This is a genomic window from Verrucosispora sioxanthis, from assembly GCF_010560025.1.
Lineage (GTDB): Bacteria > Actinomycetota > Actinomycetes > Mycobacteriales > Micromonosporaceae > Micromonospora > Micromonospora palythoicola.
This window is the reverse complement of the sequence record NZ_SAIY01000002.1, coordinates 818,120-834,483: the sequence shown is the minus strand read 5'-3', so window position 1 is coordinate 834,483 and position 16,364 is coordinate 818,120. Positions and strand designations below refer to the sequence as shown.

Genomic DNA, 16,364 nt, shown 5'->3' with positions numbered 1-16,364 from the left:
GTGGTACCTCTGCCGACGTCAGCCGTAGTAGCGGCGTAGTTCGCGGGTGAGCACCTTGCCGGTGGCGTTGCGGGGCAGGTACCTGACGAAGACGACGTCGCGGGGCACCGAGAAACGGGCCAGGTAGTGCCGGACGTACTCGCGGACCGCCTCGGCGTCGAGGGTCTCGCCGGGGTACAGCGCGAGGAAGGCGGCGAGCCGCTGGCCGTAGTCGGGGTCGGGTACGCCGATGACGGCGGCCTCGCGCACCTGGGGGAGCTGGGTGAGCAGCTGTTCCACCTCGGCGGGAAAGACGTTCTCCCCGCCGGAGACGATCATGTCGTCGGCGCGGCCGTCCACGAAGAGCAGTCCGTCGGTGTTGACCCGGCCCAGATCGCCGGTGTCCAGCAGGCCGTCGTGCCGAGCCCGGTCGGCGCCCGAGGTGTAGCCCTCGAAGAGCATCTCGTTGCCGACCAGGATCCGCCCGACCCGGCCGGCGGCCACCGGTCGACCGTCGTCGTCGACGATCTCCAGCCGGGTGCCGTGCGGCGGCCTGCCCGCGGTGGTGGGTGCCCGGCGCAGGTCGGCGGGGGTGGCGATGGAAGCCCAGGACGCCTCGGTCGATCCGTAGAGGTTGTAGAGCACGTCGCCGTAGGTGTCCATGAACGCCGCCGGCAGCCCGCCGGGCAGCGCCGAGCCACTCACCGCGACCACCTTCAGCGGCGGTCGGTGCTCCGGCGGCGGCAGCTCAATCAGTCGTTGCAGCATCACCGGCACCGCGAACAGTGCCTGACAGCGGTGCCGCACCAGGGCGTCGAGGGTGGCGGCCGGGTCGAAGCGTCGGTGCAGCACGATCGTGGCCCGCAGGGCGAAGCAGACCTGTAGGGCCGCGTACCCCCAGGTGTGGAAGATCGGGGCGGCGATCAGCACCCGGTCCCGGACGTGCAGCGGGATCCGGTCGATGATGGAGACCAGCGGGCCGAAGCCGTTCGGGGTGGGTCGGCGGGCGCCCCTGGGCGCACCGGTGGTGCCGGAGGTGAGCACGATGATCCGGCCGTCCCGCTCGGGCGGGTGCAGCTCGCCGGGGAGCGCGGTGTCGATCAGTTCGTTTCGGGCCTGCTCGTCGAGGCGGTGCAGGTCCGCCGGCAGCCCGAGGGTCCGTTCGGTGAACTCGTCGTCGTGCACCAGGATCCGCAGTCGTTGCTCCTGCGCCACGGTGGCCAGTTGCGCCGCTGAGAGACCGGTGTTGACCAGCACCGCGTCCGCGCCCAGCAGGGTGGCGGCGACGATGGTCTCGATCAGCCCCGGGTGGTTGCGACCGAGCACGGCGATCCGGTCGCCGGCCTGGACGCCGAGTGCGGCACGCAGCGCGCGGGCGAGCCGCATGGACCGGTCGAGCAGTTCGGCGTACGTCAGCTCGGTGCCCTGCTCGTCGATGACGGCGACCCGGCCCGGGTCCCGGGCCGCCGCCTGGCGCAGTTCACCGGCGAGGCTCCAACCCCACTTGCGTAGCGCGCTGAGCTGCGATGCGACGCGGATCGGACGACCCGGGGCGAGCAGGCCCCGCCGGGTCAGCGTGGTGACGATGAACGGCAGATCCATGTCAGCGGATCTGCATCCCGGAGATCGCCCGGGAGATGACCAGCCGCTGGATCTCCGAGGTGCCCTCGAAGATGGTGTAGATCTTGGCGTCCCGGTACCAGCGCTCGACCGGGTGGTCCCGTAGGAAGCCGGCACCACCCAGCAGCTGGACCGCCCTCTCGGTCACCGAGACGGCCACCTCGCCGGCCTTGAGCTTGGACATCGAGCCCTCACCGGCGGTGAACGGTCGGTTGTTCCGGCCCATCCAGGAGGCCCGCCAGACCAGCAGCCGCGCGGCGTCAATCTCCATCTTCATGTCGGCGAGCGTGAATGCGACCGCCTGGTTGGTGATGATCGGGCGACCGAACTGGACGCGTTCCTTCGCGTAGTCCAGGGCGTACTCGTAGGCGGCCCGGGCCACGCCGAGCGCCTGCGCGCCGACGGTGGGTCGGGACAGCTCGAACGTACGCATCGCGGCCTGGCCGGAGGCGCGTTGCCCGGTGCGGGCGCGGGCCAGGCGTTCCGCCAACGCCTCCCTGCCGCCGAGCAGGCACCGGCCCGGTACCCGGACGTCGTCGAGGAAGACGTCGGCCGTGTGTGAGGCGCGCAGGCCGAGCTTGCGCAGCTTGCGGGTGGCGCTGAGGCCGGCGGTGCCCGGTGGTACGACGAACGCGGCCTGTCCCCGCGAGCCCAGTTCCGGTTCGACGGAGGCGGTCACCACGTGCACTCCGGCGATCCCGCCGTTGGTGGCGTACGCCTTCTGCCCGCGCAGCACCCACTCGTCGGTGGACTCGTCGTAGGTCGCCCGGGTACGCATGGCGGCGACGTCCGAACCGGCCTCCGGCTCCGAGCTGCAGAAGGCGGCGACGGCCGGGGAGTCGACGTCACCGAAGCACTGCGGCACCCATTCGACGAGCTGGTCCGGGGTGCCGGCGCCGTAGATGGCGGCGACCGCCAGCGAGGTGCCGAAGATGCTCAGCCCGATGCCGGCGTCGCCCCAGAACAGTTCCTCGCTGGCGATCGGCAGCGACAGCCCGGTGGGATCGGCCCAGCAGGTGGCGAGGAACTCGAAGCCGTAGAGCCCGACCTTCGCCGCCTCCTGGATGATCGGCCAGGGGGTTTCCTCGCGGGTGTCCCACTCGGCCGCGGCTGGGCGCACGACCTCGCTGGCGAAGCCGTGCACCCAGTCCCGTAGATCCCGCTGTTCCTCGTTCAGGTCGAGCGAGAACTCGGCCATGTCAGGCCTTGGGGATGTCGAAGAGGTTCGCGATGTTGGCGGCCAGGCCCAGGTCACCCTTGGCCTTGAGCTTGCCGGTCATGAACATCATGACCGGGTTGGCGCCGCCGGAGACGATCTTCAGGAACTCGACCGGGCCCATGGTCAGGCTGAGCCGGGGGTCGTGCTGCGGGGTCTCGTTGACCGTGCAGGTGCCGTCGGCGATGACCACCTCGTAGGTGTCGGTACCGCCGTCCGGGGCGCCGGTGATGTTCCAGTGGATGACGGCGTTGGTGGAGCCGGCCCGGTCGGCGCGGAACAGCTGCGGCATCCGCCCGAAGACCTCGCCGAGGATCTTGCCGCGCAGGTCACCGGACATCACCTCGGCCAGCTTGCTCTCCGGGGTGTTCTTGACGAGCTGGGCGAACTCCTTCGGGCCGACGTTGGCGAAGTTGGCCGGGTCGAAGTCAGTCATGGGAAGGCACCTCTCGGACATTGGCTACTCGTGCGTAACCTTACGCACGAGTAGGTATGCTCGCAAGGTGTCCACCGGTCCCGCCTTCAAGCGCCTCCCGCGCGCCGTACGGCAGCAGCAGATGCTCGACTCCGCGGTACGGATCTTCTCCCGGCGTGGGTACCACGGTGCCAGCATGGACGAGATCGCCGAGGTGGCGGGCATCTCCAAGCCCATGGTGTACGCGTACCTGGGCAGCAAGGAGGAACTCTTCGTCGCCTGTCTGCACCGCGAGGGCACCCGGATGGTGGAGGCCATCGCCGGTGCCGCCGCCCCCGACCTGCCCGCCGACGAGCGACTCTGGCGCGGGTTACGTGCCTTCCTCGGCTTCGTCGGCGCGCACCGGGACGGCTGGGCGGTGCTCTACCGGCAGGCCCGCGCCGAGCAGCCCTTCGCGCGTGAGCTGACCGTCATGCGGGCCCGGCTGGTGGAGGTGGTCGCCGGGATGCTCGACCACGCGCTGCGCGCCGAGGGGCGCGAGGTGGCCGACACCGAGCTGGAGGTGGTCGCGTACGCGCTGGTCGGTGCGAGCGAGTCACTTGCCGACTGGCTGGCCGACCATCCGGAGGCCGACCCGGAGAAGACCGCCACCCAGATGATGAACGTCGCCTGGCTCGGCGCCGGGCAACTGCTGCACGGCCTGACCTGGCATCCGCCCGTGGCCTGACCGGCCGGGCCTCAGCGCCGGGCGGCCCGGTGGTGGGCGCGGCGGCGTAGCCTGCGTGTCACTTGCACCAGCAACGTGACCGCGATCGACAGGCCGATGCCGGCCAGGATGCCGTAGTTCGGCTCGCGTTCGAAGGCCAGCCCGCCGACGAGGCCGAGCAGCACGCAGTACAGCGCCCACGTGCCGCCGCCGATCAGGTCGTAGAGCAGAAACGGGCGCAGTGGGTAGCGCACCGCCCCCATGGTCAGGGTGACCGCCGTCCGCCCGCCGGGCAGGTACCGGGCGGAGGTCAGGATGACGCCGCCGTGCCGGCACACCGCCCGCCGCGCCCACTGCGATCCGGCCCGGCGTCGGCTGTTCTCCGGCGAACGATCCAGCCGACCGGAGCCGCCGCCGCGCCCGATGGCGTAGGAGATGTGGTCGCCGAGCACGGCACCGAGCATGGTCACGATGAACACCACCACCAGATTCGGCTCGCCGCCGGTGGCGAGGACGGTGACGGTGATGACCGCCGCCTCGGCCGGCACCAGCGGGAAGACCGCGTCGACGGCGGTGAGCCCGAACAGCAGCAGATACACCCACGGCGAGGTGAGCGTGTGCCGGAGCAGGTCGAGCGCGGCCTCCATGGCTACATGCTCGCCGTCGGGCGGGGACATCGGGGCGGGACGGACGGATCACCGCTAATGGGGCCTTCCACCCACCGCCGACCGGGTGACCGTGCCGCGGTCGGAACGGGCGGCGTCGAGCTGAACCGCCCGCACCCGCTTGTCCTCGGCGGTGGGACCGTGTGAGGTGAGCACGACGGGCACGCCCAGCGTCTGCTCCACCGCCGTGGGCCAGTCGACCGGCGACGGGCGGTCGTACACCGGTCTGGCCTGCAGCAGGCGGGTGGTGAGCGCCGCCTGCCGGTCGAGGTCGCCGGGTGGGCCGGGCACCAGCCCGTCCGAGTCGGTGTAGCGGTGGCAGATCCGCAGGTCGAGACCCTGACCGACGAGATCCAGGTGGGTCAGCGCCAGGCCGTCGACCCCACCGGCGACCGCCAGGGCGTACGCGTGGGCGACGGCGTCGAAGTGGCCGAATCGGAAACGGCCCTGCCACGGGTTCGTCGGGTTGTGCGGATCGGTCAACCCGAGCGCCGGATCCTCGGTCACCAGCGGACCCGGCCCGTGCCGGGTGGTGACCGTACGCAGCACGCCCAGCCGGGTCGCCGACCCGGCCAGCCCCGCCTCGGCCAGCAGCGCCTCCGCGTTGGCGGCGGTGGTGGTGCTCCACGTGGTGTACGGGTGGAAGCCGTGCCACTCGTCCAGCAGCACCCCCTGCGCGCCCTCGAACACGCAGGTGCCGGCGCGCAGCTCCGCGACGAGCCAGCCCCGGTCCACGATTTCCACCCGCTCGGCGAAGGCCCGGTACGCGGGCAGACAGTCGGCGACCGGCGGGGCGTCCAGCGGGCCGAGTTCGGCGCTGAGCCGGTCCCGCAGCACGGTCAGCCGGCGGCGCAGCAACTCCGGGCTGCGGCAGTCCGCCACCCGGGGCGCCTGGTCGGGGTGGGCGAGACCGTACGCGACGGCCTCACCCACCCCCAGCCCGCAGGAACCGTGCCGGTCGGCTCCGCGGGCCAGCTCCCGGGCCCGGTTGGCGGCCCGGTGGTACGGGTGGCCAGCAGCGCCGCACCGTCCACGGTCAGTCGGCCGAGCGCGTCGGGCACCCCGACGGCGGCGAGGTGGTCCGCCTCGGCGGCCAGGGCCAGCGGGTCCACCACCACGTGCCGGGACAGGTGGGTGCGTACCCCGGGCCGGAAGGTGCCCGCGCCGAACTGGGCGAACGTGTGGTGCCGGCCGTCGCGCAGCACGACGTTGTGTGCCGCCTGCGCGCCCCCGTTGAACCGCACCACCGTCCGTACCGGCCGGGTCGCGCAGAGCCAGTCCACGACGGTGCCCTTCCCCGCGTCGCCGTACCCGAGGTCGACCACGATCACGTGCTGGCCGCGCGGCCCTCGCCGCCGGCCCGCCCGTCGACCACCGACCCGCCACGGCATCCGCCGGCTCGCCGGTCACCGGGCCGCCCGGGACCACACCCGCCGCCGTCCGGGTCACAGCCGGACCACTCCGCGACCGGTGGTCCGACCCGTCGGCAGCTCCGACACCTCGGCCCGCGATCTCCCGCCCAACCGGGCGAGCGCCTTCGACACCGTGCCGGTGGCGGACGAGCCGGCCCGGTCCAGGTCCCGCAGACCCTGGTCGAGGTCGATCGCCTGTTCGCCGAGACCGACGGTGAGCGCGATGGTCTCGCAGACCGCGGCCAGGTCGTCCAGCTCCAGGGCGTGCTGGCCGAGCAGGTCACGCCAGAAGTCGAGCACCCGGCGGTTGCCGGCGTAGTGGCTGCCGGCGGGCAGCAGGTAGTAGGTGTCCCAGCGGCGGGTGACCTCGTCGACGATCTGCCGCACCGGCACGTCCTCGCGCAGGTCGTCCGCGACGAGTCGACTCACCTCGCCGGCCTTCACCCGCGGATACGCCAGCTCGTCGCCGATCACGAACAGGTAGCCCCGCCGGCCACGCTTCTCCCAGCTGTCGGTGACCGTGCGCCGGGCCATGAAGTACAGCGCCAGCTCGTACGACTCCCGCATCTGGCCGCCACCGCCACCCTCCAGCACGATCCGGCCGAGGTCGTCGTCCATCCGGTTGTCGGATTCGAACTGCCCCACCTGCAACGGCACCCGGTCGCAGGTGGCGTCCCCGATCGCGCCGAACATGATCTGCGGGTCGCGGGCGTAGCCCTGGCGCAGCAGCAGCCCCAGCAACTGCGGGAGCTTGGCCTGGAGAACGCGGGGCACGTGCCCCATCGAGCCGGTCACGTCGAACAGGACCGCGACGGGGGTCGACTGCGGGTGCTCCGCGCTGTCCCGGCTCTCCCGGACCGCGCCGCGCGGGTCCAGCGCCGGGTGCACCACCCGGGCTCCGCTGTCGCTGTAGGAGAAGGCGCTGGTGCCGGTGGCCCGGCGGTAGCGGTCGGCGGCGTCGTACACATCGGTGGACCATGCTCCGCTGCCCATGGCAGCCTCCTTAGGGGTTGAGGGTGAAGGGACGGAAGGTGCGCGGCCCGTAGAGGCGGTGCAGCACCTCGTCCAGTTCGCGTAGCAGCAGCCAGGCGTCGTCGGGGCGGGCCCGCAGGAACCGTTGCCGGCAGCCCCGGGCGAAGTCGAGCAGCCGGCGTGGGGCGTCGCGGTTCAGCAGCCAGGTCATGCAGCGGGTGGCCATGAAGATGTCGGTGCCGGGCCCGCACGGGCCACGGTCGGGCACCTCGGGCGGGTACCAGGTGTCGTGGTCGGGCACCATCGCCGGCACCCGGCCGCCCGGCGCGGTGGAGAAGCACCAGTCGACGAGCACCAGGCCGTGGGCGTCGGGGTCGATGAGCACGTGTGACGGCAGCACCGCACCGTGCACCAGACCCGCGCGGTGGGTCAGGCCGAGGGCGACCAGGAGTCGCCGCCACATCCACGCCACGTCCCGGCCGTCGAGCCCGTCCGGATAGGCGCGCCGCACCTCGACCAGGCTGTGCAGCCCTGTCGCGGTGCCGAGCACGGTGATCCGGCGTTCCGCACCGGTGTCGGCGTCGCGGTGGGTGAAGCTGTCGACCAGCCGGGGGACGTACGGCAGCCAGCGCGGGTCACCCCGTTCGGCGAGCGTGCGCAGGGCGTGCTGCTCGCGCACCATCAGGTCGTTGTCGGCCGCGTCGCGCGGCAACTTGAGCAGCCGGTCCGCACCGACGTCGTACAGGTCGGCGAGGTCGCCGGAGTACGCGGGCCGCCCGCACCGGTAACCGTGCAGCACGGTGACCCGCCGGGCCCGCCAGCGGCTGGTGACCCGGAGGAAGGCGGCGGTGGCGGCGGCCCGGATCCCGGACCGGCCCAGCCGAGCCGGTCCGGGTGCAGGGCGCCGACGAGTTCCCGGTAGCGCCGCTCCGGCGCGTCGCCACCGAACAGTTCGTCGTCGTCACGGGCGGTGGTCACCAGGCGGATCGCCTCGTCGGTGGTCATCGCACCGTCTCCTCGCGCGCCGGGCGCAGCAGCGCCGGGCGCAGCAGCGCCGGGTGCAGCAGCCGCGCGTCACCGGCCCGGTAGAGCCGGGCACGCGGGCCGCCCCGGGTGCCGCCGCGTTCGGTGCTGGCGCCGGTGCTCTCCACGAAGCCCGGCACCGAGAGCACCTTGCGGTGGAAGTTGCCGGCGTGCAGCTGGTGCCCCCAGACCGTCTCGTAGACGGCCCGCAGCTCGCCGATGGTGAACTCGGGTGCGAGGAAGCGGGTGGCCAGCGGGGTGTATTCCAGCTTGGAGCGGGCCCGCTCCAGCCCGTCGGCGACGATCTGGCCGTGGTCGAAGGCGAGCTGCCGGTTGGTCAGCTCGGCGACCGCCACCCAGGCCGCCTCGTCGGCGTCGGTGCCGGCCGTCGCGTCCGGCAGGTCGGGCGCGAAGGCGAGGTGGGCGATCGAGACGATCCGCATCCGGGGATCGCGGTCGGGCGCGCCGTAGGAGGCCAACTGCTCGACGTGGACGCGACGGAGGGGCTCGCCGGCGAGACCGGTTTCCTCGGCCAGCTCTCGCCGGGCGGCGGTCACCAGGTCCTCGTCCGGCCGGACGAAACCACCGGGAAGGGCCCAGAGGCCGGCGTGCGGCTGCTCGCCCCGGCGGATCAGCAGCAGGTGCAGAGCGCCGTCGCGGATGGTCAGGGCGACGACGTCGACGGTGACCGCGACCGCCGGGTAGGCGTGCGGGTCGTAGGCGGCGAGGAAATCCTGCTCGTTCACGTCTGGTAACTCTCATTCTGAGAACATCTCGACTTGAGAATAACCTAGCGGAAAAGACAGGGCCGGGCAAGTGCCCGGCCCCGCTCAGCGGATGGTGCCCACCAGGTGTGGGCGGCCCCGCCGGTCGTGCAGGCTGAAATCCCAGCCCGAATCGAGCGCGGTGGCGCTGAAGGCCACCGTGCCGGGTAGCGGCACCGGCAGCTTGAACGCCACGTCCACCGTGTACGCGTCCGGCAGCCGGCTCTCCAGCGCCGCGATACACCGTGCCTTGCTCCACATGCCGTGCGCGATCGGTCGGGGGAAGCCGAGCAGCCGTGCGCCCAGCCGCGAGGTGTGGATCGGGTTGTGGTCGCCGGAGACCCGCGCGTAGTCCGTACCCACCCGGGGCGTGACCTGCCAGCGGGCGGTGGCGGCCGGCGGTGGGGGCCGCTCACCGTGGTCGCGCCGCTCACCGCCGTCCGGGGTGCGCTGCCGGCCGAGGTACGTCGAGACACCGCGCCACACCTCCTCCCCATCGACCGACCCGACGAGTACGACGTCCACCTGCCGCCCCCGGTCGTGCGGACGCAGATTCTCCGCCCAGGTGGTGAAGTCCAGCCGATCGGTGACGGTGACCGGTCGGCGCACCGTGATCCGGTTGCCGACGTGCACCACCCCGGTCAGCGGGATCGGAAACTCCGGCGCGGTGATCAGACGCAGCGCCAGCGGAAAGCCCAGGACGTGCGGAAAGGTCGCGGGCAGCCGGTCGGCGAGGCGGAACCCGCAGACCCGGTCGTAGTCGGCCAGCCGCTCCGGATCCACCGGCACGCCACTCACCGCCAGTTCCACCGCCGGCACCGTCTCACCGCGCCGCCCACCCAGCCCTGGCACCGCGTTCAGCAACGCCCGCCGGTACAACGGCCCGGCCGCCGGCAACCGGGGCAACTCCACCCGGGCCCGAGCCGCCGGATGCCCGCTCGCCGTCAGGCCGGTCGGGACGCCGCCGCTGGTGCCGGTCGGGCGCGCGCCGGAGGACGTTGACGCCGCCGGATCCGCCGTCGGTGAGACGGTCGGTGCGTCGCCACCACCGGCCGGAACGTGCCCGGACAGGTCGCGGGTCTTCTCCAGGTCCGCGTCGCCTGCCGCGCCGGCGAGCGCGGCAGCCCGGATCTCCGGGGTCAGGATCTCGGTCGGCCCGTCGATCAGCTCGCCGACCGACAGGTCGTCGGCCGGCTCGTCGCCACGTCTACGTCTGGCCATCACGCCCCCAGCAGGCTCTGTCCGCAGACCCGGACCACGTTGCCGCTGACCGCACCGGAGGCCGGCCAGGCGAGCCAGCCGATGGTCTCGGCGACGTCCACCGGCAACCCGCCCTGCGAGAGGCTGTTCATCCGGCGGCCGGCCTCCCGCAGCACCAACGGGATCCGGGCGGTCAGCCGGGTCTCGATGAATCCGGGGGCGACCGCGTTGACGCTGATCTGCCGCTCGCGCAACGCCGGGGCGAGCGCGTCGACCAGCCCGACGACGCCGGCCTTGCTGGTGGCGTAGTTGGTCTGGCCCCGGTTGCCGGCGATCCCGGCGATCGAGGAGACGCCGATGATCCGCCCGCCGGCCGGGATCAGCCCGCGCTCCAGCAGCAGGTCGTTGATCCGCTCCTGGCTGGACAGGTTGACGTCGATGACCTGGTCCCACCGGTCGGCGTCCATCCGGCCGAGGGTCTTGTCCCGGGTGATGCCGGCGTTGTGCACCACCACGTCCACCCGGCCGTGCCGGTTGGCCAGGTGCTCGGCGAGCCGGGCCGGTGCGTCGGCGGCGGTCAGGTCGAGCTGCACGGCACTGCCGCCGATCTCGTTGGCCACCGCGGCCAACTCGTCCCCGGCGGCCGGGACGTCCAGGGCCACCACGGTCGCCCCGTCGCGGGCCAGCACCCGGGCCAACGCCGCACCGATGCCCCGGGCCGCACCGGTGACCAGCACCACCTGCCCGTCGAGAGGGCGGTCCCAGTCGGCCGGAGCGGTGGCCTGGCCAGCGCCGACCCGGATCACCTGTCCCGACACGTACGCCGAACGGCCCGACAGGAGGAACCGCAGGGTCCCCTCCAGGCTGGTCCAGGTCCCCTCGTCGGCGTTGCGCGTGACGTACACCAGCTGTGCGGTGATGCCCCGGCCGAACTCCTTGCCGATGCTGCGGGTCAACCCCTCCAGCGCCCGTTGGGCGGTCGCCTCGCGGGGCGTGCCGCACTCGGCCGGCGGGGTGCCCAGCACGATCACCCGGCCGCTGGGCTGCACCGCCCGGGCCTGCGGGTGGAAGAAGTCGTAGAGCTGGCGCAGTTGGGACGACTCGGTGATGCCGGTAGCGTCGAAGACGAGGGCGGCACTTTCCGGCGTACGACCGGTTGCCGGATCGGGCACGGCGGTGGCCGGGTCGCGCACGCGAGCCCGGCGGCGGCCAGGGCCTTGCCGACCGGTTCGGCGAGCCGCCCGCCGGGGCGGCACCGAGCAGGACCAGCCCGGGCAGAATCGGCTCGCCGGGTGCGTGCCGGCGCAGTCGCGGCGGGTCGGGCAGCCCGAGGCGCTTGACCAGCGCCCGCCCGGCCCCCGACTGGACGAAGCTCGCATACCTGTCGGTCATAGGCGTAGCCTACTGGTGAGTAAGGTGCGGGCAACACTTTCGAGGAGGCGGATCGTGCAAAACGTTCGACGGGTCGCGATCATCGGCGGCAACCGGATCCCCTTCGCCCGCTCCAACTCGCGCTACGCCAGCGCCTCCAACTCCGACATGCTAGGTGCGGCCCTGGACGGGCTGATCGCCCGGTTCGGTCTGGCCGGGCAGCGGGTCGGCGAGGTCGTCGCCGGTGCGGTGCTCAAGCACGCGAAGGACTTCAACCTCACCCGTGAGGTGGTGCTCGGCTCGAAGCTCGACCCGCGCACCCCGGCGTACGACATCCAGCAGGCCTGCGGCACCGGCCTGGAGGCCGTCATCCTGGTCGCCAACAAGATCGCCCTCGGTCAGCTCGACGTCGGCATCGCCGGTGGCGTGGACACCACCTCCGACGCTCCGCTCGCGGTCAACGAGGACATGCGCCGCACGTTGCTCAAGCTGAACTCCGCCCGCAGCCTCGGCGAGCGGCTACGGATCGCCGCGAAACTGCGCCCGGCCCAGCCGTTCCGGCCGGAGATCCCCCGCAACGCCGAGCCGCGTACCGGCCTGTCGATGGGTGAGCACGCCGCGCAGACCGCGCTGCGCTGGAACGTCGACCGGCAGGCGCAGGACGAGTTGGCGCTGCGGTCGCACCAGCGGCTGGCCGCCGCGTACGAGAAGGGCTTCTTCGACGACCTGATGACCCCCTACCTGGGGCTGACCCGCGATCAGAACCTGCGCCCGGACACCACCCTGGAGAAGCTGGGCACGCTGCGGCCGGTCTTCGGCGCCAAGGGGCCGGACGCCGAACGGGCCACCATGACCGCCGGCAACTCGTCGCCGCTGACCGACGGCGCCTCCACCGTGTTGCTGGCCAGCGAGGACTGGGCGCGCGAGCACAACCTGCCGGTGCTGGCCTGGTTCTCCTGGTCCGAGACGGGCGCGGTGGACTTCGTGCACGGCGAGGAGGGGCTGCTGATGGCGCCCGCGTACGCGGTGCCCCGGCTGCTCGACCGGGCCGGGCTCACCCTCCAGGACTTCGACTACTACGAGATCCACGAGGCGTTCGCCTCGCAGGTGCTGGCGACCCTGGCGGCCTGGGAGTCACCGGAGTTCTGCAAGGACCGGCTCGGCCTGGACGCCCCGCTCGGCGCCATCGACACCGACAAGCTCAACGTCAACGGCTCGTCGCTGGCCGCCGGTCACCCGTTCGCCGCCACCGGCGGCCGGATCGTCGCCACCCTGGCCAAACTGCTGGCCGAGAAGGGCAGCGGACGTGGCCTGATCTCCATCTGCGCCGCCGGCGGCCAGGGCGTCACCGCCATCCTGGAGCGATAAGGCCGGGCCGGGAGGTTGGCGGACGGCTCAAAGGTCGATCATCTGCCGGAGTACCCGACGCACGTCGTTGACCTGCTCCGAGCGCAGTCGATACACGGGCCCGCGACCGGTCAGCCGGTTCGCCGACACCGTCCGCACCTGCTCGGTAATCACCCACCCTGCCTTACGGCCCGGTACCTCGATCGCCACCCGGTGTAGCCAGCCGGGTCGCTCCCGGGTCGTCAGAGGCAGCACGCTGACCAATGCGCCTGCGGTCAGATCAAGATGGAAACGGGACGAGACGACCAGGGCCGGACGTTGCCCGGCCTGCTCACGGCCCTCAGTCGGGTCGAAGTCGAGCCACCAGATCTCCCAGGGGCGAACGCGGGTCACTCCTGCTCGTCCCACGGGTCGCTGACGGGCGCGTCGGTCCGGTGCCACCCCTCCGATTCGACCAGATACTCCGCCCAGCCGTCCGGGTCGGCTGCCCGATAGTGATCCATCGCGGCGACTGCCTTGACCCGCCAGTGCTCTTCGAGCAGACGCTTGACCGCTTCGTCGGCGGTCACCCCGCCAAAGTCCTCGGCTGCGACCCGGAGCACCTGCTCCCGCGTCTCCGGACTGACCCGCATCATCGTCGTCATCCATCGAGTATACGTCGCCGTAAACGAACGAGGTGGGGTGACATCACCCCGGTACCCGCCCGGCCACCTGTGCCGCGGGATCGCGAGAATGGCGGGGTGACGACGATCCCTAACGTGCTTGCCAACCGGTACGCCTCGCCCGAGCTGGTCACCCTCTGGTCGCCGGAGGAGAAGATCCGGCTGGAACGACGGCTCTGGCTCGCCGTGCTCCGGGCGCAGCGGGAGCTGGGCGTGCCGGTGCCGGACGGGGTGGTCGAGGCGTACGAGCGGGTGCTCGACGACGTCGACCTCGCCTCGATCGCGGCACGGGAGCGGGTCACCCGGCACGACGTGAAGGCCCGGATCGAGGAGTTCAGCGCGCTCGCCGGGCACGAGCACGTGCACAAGGGGATGACTTCCCGGGACCTCACCGAGAACGTCGAGCAGCTCCAGGTGCGCCGCTCGCTGGAGCTGATCCGGGACCGCGTGGTGGCGACGCTGGCCCGGCTCGCCTGGCACGCCCACGAGTACGCCGACGTGGTGATGGCCGGCCGATCGCACAACGTGGCGGCGCAGGCCACCACGCTGGGCAAGCGCTTCGCGTCGGCCGCCGAGGAGCTGCTGATCGCGTACGAGCGGCTGGAGGACCTGATCGTCCGGTACCCGTTGCGGGGGATCAAGGGGCCGGTGGGCACAGCCGCCGACCAGCTCGATCTCTTCGATGGCGACGCGGCGAAGGTGGCCGAGCTGGAGCACCGGGTCGCCGAGCACCTCGGCTTCAGTCGGGTGCTGGGCAGCGTCGGGCAGGTCTACCCGCGTTCGCTCGACTTCGACGTGCTCTCCGCGCTGGCTCAGGTGGCCGCGGCACCGTCGTCGCTGGCCACCACGATCCGGTTGATGGTCGGTCAGGAGCTGGCCACCGAGGGCTTCAAGCCCGGCCAGGTCGGTTCCAGCGCGATGCCGCACAAGATGAACACCCGCTCGTCGGAGCGGGTCAACGGCTTCGCGGTGATCATCCGGGGCTACCTGTCGATGGTCGGCGAGCTGGCCGGTGACCAGTGGAACGAGGGTGACGTCTCCTGCTCGGTGGTGCGCCGGGTGGCCCTGCCGGACGCGTTCTTCGCCGCCGACGGGCTGTTCCAGACGTTCCTGACCGTGCTCGACGAGTTCGGCGCGTACCCGGCGGTGATCAACCGGGAGTTGGAGCGGTTCCTGCCGTTCCTGGCCACCACGAAGATCCTGGTGGCGGCGGTGCGCCGGGGCGTGGGTCGGGAGACCGCCCACGAGGCGATCAAGGAGCACGCGGTCGCGGTCGCCCTGGCCATGCGCGAGCAGGGCACCCCCGACAACGACCTCTTCGACCGTCTGGCCGCCGACCCTCGCCTGGGCCTGTCCCGCCCCGAGATCGACGCCCTGGTGGCCGACCGTGCCGCCTTCGTAGGCGCCACCCCCGCCCAGATCCAGGCAGTCACCGCACGAATCACCAAAATCGTCGAGTCCCACCCCCAGGCCGCCACCTACTCCCCACCCCCCATCCTCTAACTCGGCGCCCCGGGGACATCTCTCGTTGATCATGAAGTTGTTGTCGCGCCACGCCGGGCGGGATGGCAACAACTTCATGATCGACGCGGCTGAGGCGGGGTGGGGTTAGTCGCGGGTGGGGGTTTCGGGGGCGGTGCCGAGGGTGGGGGCGCTGGGGGGCTCGGCGATCTTGCCAGGTTCCTCGGCGAAGGCTGGTTCCTGGGCGGTCTCGGCAGCCACCAGGGGCTGGTCGGGGGGCATCACGTCGGGGACCTTGGGGACCACGATGACGGCCGTGCCGTAGGCGCAGATCTCCATCCACATCTCGCCGCAGTCGCGACTGTCGAACCGCATCCCCACCACCGCGTTCGCGCCGAGCCGCCGGGCCTCCTCGCCGAGGCGGGCCACCGAGTCGGTACGCCAGCGGGTGAGGTTGTCCGGCGCCATCGGGTCGTACGCGCCACCGCGCAGGTTCTTCACCCCTTCGCGGTACGGGTTACGGGTTCTGGCCATGGAGGAGACCACCTCGCCGAGGATCTGGCGGATCTCGTAGCCGGGAAGTTGATCCGTCGTCACGACCAGCACGATTCCGATGCTGGCAGGCCCGGGTGCGGTACATCGTGAGCCTTGTTCACCTGCCCGGATGCTGAAAAACCGCGCGGCGCGGACGGCAGGCGCAGGGCCCACCATCCGCGCCGCCACGGGCGCTAACGCGTCAGACGCCGGAAACGGACCGGATCCAGGCACGGTTGTACGCGACGCTGCCGTAGTTCTGGATGCTCTGGCCGTCGGCGGTGGAGGCCACCCCGACCTGCTGGCCGTTGTAGAACTGCGGGCCGCCCGAGTCGCCACGCCAGGCGTTGCCGTTGATCCGGGTGCTCCGGATCGCCTGCCCGCCGTACGCGTCACTCACGTTCGTGCTGGTGACCCGGACGCTCGCGGTCTTGAGCTGGCTCGACGCCGAGCAGCCGCTGTAGCAGGTCATGCCCCAGCCGTAGATCGAGTTGGTCGAGTTGACCGGCGGGTTGCTTGAGGCCAGCGTGACGTAGCTGGTGCTCACCGAGCTGGACAGGCGCATCAGGGCCAGGTCGTACCGGCCGTAGGTGGCGCTGACCGTGCGGGTGACACCACCGGAGGAGCGGTAGACGCTGCCCACCCGGACCGACATCGAGCCGCCGAGGCAGTGCCGAGCGGTGAGGACCCACTGCGGGGCGATGATCGTGCCGGAGCAGGTGAACGAGCCGTTGCTGAAGACCGCGGCGGCCCACGGCGCCGAGGAGACGGTGCCGCCGCCGATGATGAGGGGAGCGACGGGTGAGGCGACGGCGCCTGAACTGGCGCCCATCACCGCGGCCATGGCGGTGGCGAGGACCGCGATCAGGGATCGGATGCGCATGGGACTCCTTCGGGGTTCCCAGGACCCGGGTTCACCGGGCCGGCCTGCGGCGACGGACGGGGGTGATCCGCCACCGCGACGTCGTTACATCGACGTCTGACGATGTACCGTAGGGCCCGGTGAGGTGTTTCACA

General features: G+C 72.0%; 15 protein-coding genes and 2 pseudogenes. 3 read left to right on the top strand and 14 right to left on the bottom strand.

Going from position 1 to position 16,364, the window contains the following annotated elements; translation table 11 throughout:
• Window positions 1-18: 18 nt before the first annotated feature.
• The 3 genes from ENC19_RS09095 to ENC19_RS09085 are packed head-to-tail and all read right to left on the bottom strand — an operon-like array spanning window position 19 to window position 3,251.
• Window positions 19-1,581: an AMP-binding protein gene (locus tag ENC19_RS09095; protein WP_164446684.1), complete on the bottom strand. Its 1,563-nt coding sequence runs from the start codon at window positions 1,579-1,581 to the stop codon at window positions 19-21.
• Between the two features lies 1 nt (window position 1,582).
• Complete coding sequence (locus ENC19_RS09090; RefSeq protein WP_164446683.1) at window positions 1,583-2,797, bottom strand: acyl-CoA dehydrogenase family protein; 1,215 nt, start codon at window positions 2,795-2,797, stop codon at window positions 1,583-1,585.
• Window position 2,798: 1 nt separating this feature from the next.
• The gene (locus ENC19_RS09085; protein ID WP_093403799.1) at window positions 2,799-3,251 is read right to left on the bottom strand and encodes an SCP2 sterol-binding domain-containing protein; all 453 of its coding nucleotides are present in this window, start codon (window positions 3,249-3,251) and stop codon (window positions 2,799-2,801) included.
• Between the two features lie 67 nt (window positions 3,252-3,318).
• Here ENC19_RS09085 and ENC19_RS09080 point away from each other — a divergent pair, with 67 nt between their 5' ends.
• A complete protein-coding gene (locus ENC19_RS09080) occupies window positions 3,319-3,957 on the top strand; it encodes a TetR/AcrR family transcriptional regulator (RefSeq protein WP_216592742.1) in 639 nt (212 codons plus the stop codon).
• A gap of 11 nt (window positions 3,958-3,968) precedes the next feature.
• On the opposite strand, the gene ENC19_RS09075 is transcribed toward ENC19_RS09080, so the two are convergent.
• From ENC19_RS09075 to ENC19_RS09045, 7 genes and pseudogenes are all read right to left on the bottom strand, one after another.
• On the bottom strand, window positions 3,969-4,583 hold the full coding sequence (locus ENC19_RS09075) for a DedA family protein (protein WP_164446679.1): 615 nt from the start codon (window positions 4,581-4,583) through the stop codon (window positions 3,969-3,971).
• 54 nt (window positions 4,584-4,637) lie between these two features.
• Window positions 4,638-5,992: pseudogene (locus tag ENC19_RS09070) on the bottom strand (adenylosuccinate synthetase).
• A gap of 54 nt (window positions 5,993-6,046) precedes the next feature.
• On the bottom strand, window positions 6,047-7,006 hold the full coding sequence (locus tag ENC19_RS09065) for a hypothetical protein (RefSeq protein WP_164446677.1): 960 nt from the start codon (window positions 7,004-7,006) through the stop codon (window positions 6,047-6,049).
• A 10-nt stretch (window positions 7,007-7,016) separates the two neighbouring features.
• Window positions 7,017-7,784: a serine/threonine protein kinase gene (locus ENC19_RS09060; protein ID WP_328824186.1), complete on the bottom strand. Its 768-nt coding sequence runs from the start codon at window positions 7,782-7,784 to the stop codon at window positions 7,017-7,019.
• Between the two features lie 202 nt (window positions 7,785-7,986).
• Window positions 7,987-8,754 carry an NUDIX hydrolase gene (locus ENC19_RS09055; RefSeq protein WP_164446676.1) on the bottom strand — a complete coding sequence of 256 codons (768 nt, stop codon included), beginning with the start codon at window positions 8,752-8,754 and terminating at the stop codon, window positions 7,987-7,989.
• Between the two features lie 84 nt (window positions 8,755-8,838).
• A complete protein-coding gene (locus ENC19_RS09050) occupies window positions 8,839-9,720 on the bottom strand; it encodes a MaoC/PaaZ C-terminal domain-containing protein (RefSeq protein ID WP_235944631.1) in 882 nt (293 codons plus the stop codon).
• Window positions 9,721-9,992: 272 nt separating this feature from the next.
• Window positions 9,993-11,364: pseudogene (locus tag ENC19_RS09045) on the bottom strand (3-oxoacyl-ACP reductase).
• Window positions 11,365-11,418: 54 nt separating this feature from the next.
• On the opposite strand from ENC19_RS09045, the gene ENC19_RS09040 reads away from it, so the two are divergent.
• Window positions 11,419-12,711, top strand: a complete 1,293-nt coding sequence (locus ENC19_RS09040; protein WP_164446674.1) for an acetyl-CoA C-acetyltransferase — start codon at window positions 11,419-11,421, stop codon at window positions 12,709-12,711.
• Window positions 12,712-12,738: 27 nt separating this feature from the next.
• Here ENC19_RS09040 and ENC19_RS09035 read toward each other — a convergent pair whose 3' ends face one another.
• Together ENC19_RS09035 and ENC19_RS09030 are read right to left on the bottom strand one after the other, a co-directional pair.
• Complete coding sequence (locus ENC19_RS09035) at window positions 12,739-13,083, bottom strand: type II toxin-antitoxin system PemK/MazF family toxin (RefSeq protein ID WP_164446672.1); 345 nt, start codon at window positions 13,081-13,083, stop codon at window positions 12,739-12,741.
• Window positions 13,080-13,334 carry a hypothetical protein gene (locus ENC19_RS09030; RefSeq protein ID WP_164446670.1) on the bottom strand — a complete coding sequence of 85 codons (255 nt, stop codon included), beginning with the start codon at window positions 13,332-13,334 and terminating at the stop codon, window positions 13,080-13,082. Before ENC19_RS09030 ends, ENC19_RS09035 begins: the two co-directional genes overlap by 4 nt.
• Window positions 13,335-13,430: 96 nt before the next feature.
• Between ENC19_RS09030 and purB the strand changes: the two genes are divergently transcribed.
• The gene (gene purB / locus ENC19_RS09025) at window positions 13,431-14,855 is read left to right on the top strand and encodes an adenylosuccinate lyase (protein WP_164446668.1); all 1,425 of its coding nucleotides are present in this window, start codon (window positions 13,431-13,433) and stop codon (window positions 14,853-14,855) included.
• A 105-nt stretch (window positions 14,856-14,960) separates the two neighbouring features.
• Here purB and ENC19_RS09020 read toward each other — a convergent pair whose 3' ends face one another.
• Together ENC19_RS09020 and ENC19_RS09015 are read right to left on the bottom strand one after the other, a co-directional pair.
• The gene (locus ENC19_RS09020) at window positions 14,961-15,524 is read right to left on the bottom strand and encodes a YbjQ family protein (RefSeq protein WP_164446666.1); all 564 of its coding nucleotides are present in this window, start codon (window positions 15,522-15,524) and stop codon (window positions 14,961-14,963) included.
• 25 nt (window positions 15,525-15,549) lie between these two features.
• Window positions 15,550-16,230, bottom strand: a complete 681-nt coding sequence (locus tag ENC19_RS09015) for a S1 family peptidase (protein WP_093403817.1) — start codon at window positions 16,228-16,230, stop codon at window positions 15,550-15,552.
• Window positions 16,231-16,364 lie beyond the last annotated feature (134 nt).

Bases quoted from the DNA above. Each gene is read 5' to 3' on its own strand.
- ENC19_RS09095 (WP_164446684.1), bottom strand. From the start codon at position 1,581: ATGGATCTGCCGTTCATCGTCACCACGCTGACCCGGCGGGGCCTGCTC.
- ENC19_RS09090 (WP_164446683.1), bottom strand. From the start codon at position 2,797: ATGGCCGAGTTCTCGCTCGACCTGAACGAGGAACAGCGGGATCTACGG.
- ENC19_RS09085 (WP_093403799.1), bottom strand. From the start codon at position 3,251: ATGACTGACTTCGACCCGGCCAACTTCGCCAACGTCGGCCCGAAGGAG.
- ENC19_RS09075 (WP_164446679.1), bottom strand. From the start codon at position 4,583: ATGGAGGCCGCGCTCGACCTGCTCCGGCACACGCTCACCTCGCCGTGG.
- ENC19_RS09065 (WP_164446677.1), bottom strand. From the start codon at position 7,006: ATGGGCAGCGGAGCATGGTCCACCGATGTGTACGACGCCGCCGACCGC.
- ENC19_RS09030 (WP_164446670.1), bottom strand. From the start codon at position 13,334: ATGACGACGATGATGCGGGTCAGTCCGGAGACGCGGGAGCAGGTGCTC.
- ENC19_RS09020 (WP_164446666.1), bottom strand. From the start codon at position 15,524: ATGGTGGGCCCTGCGCCTGCCGTCCGCGCCGCGCGGTTTTTCAGCATC.
- ENC19_RS09015 (WP_093403817.1), bottom strand. From the start codon at position 16,230: ATGCGCATCCGATCCCTGATCGCGGTCCTCGCCACCGCCATGGCCGCG.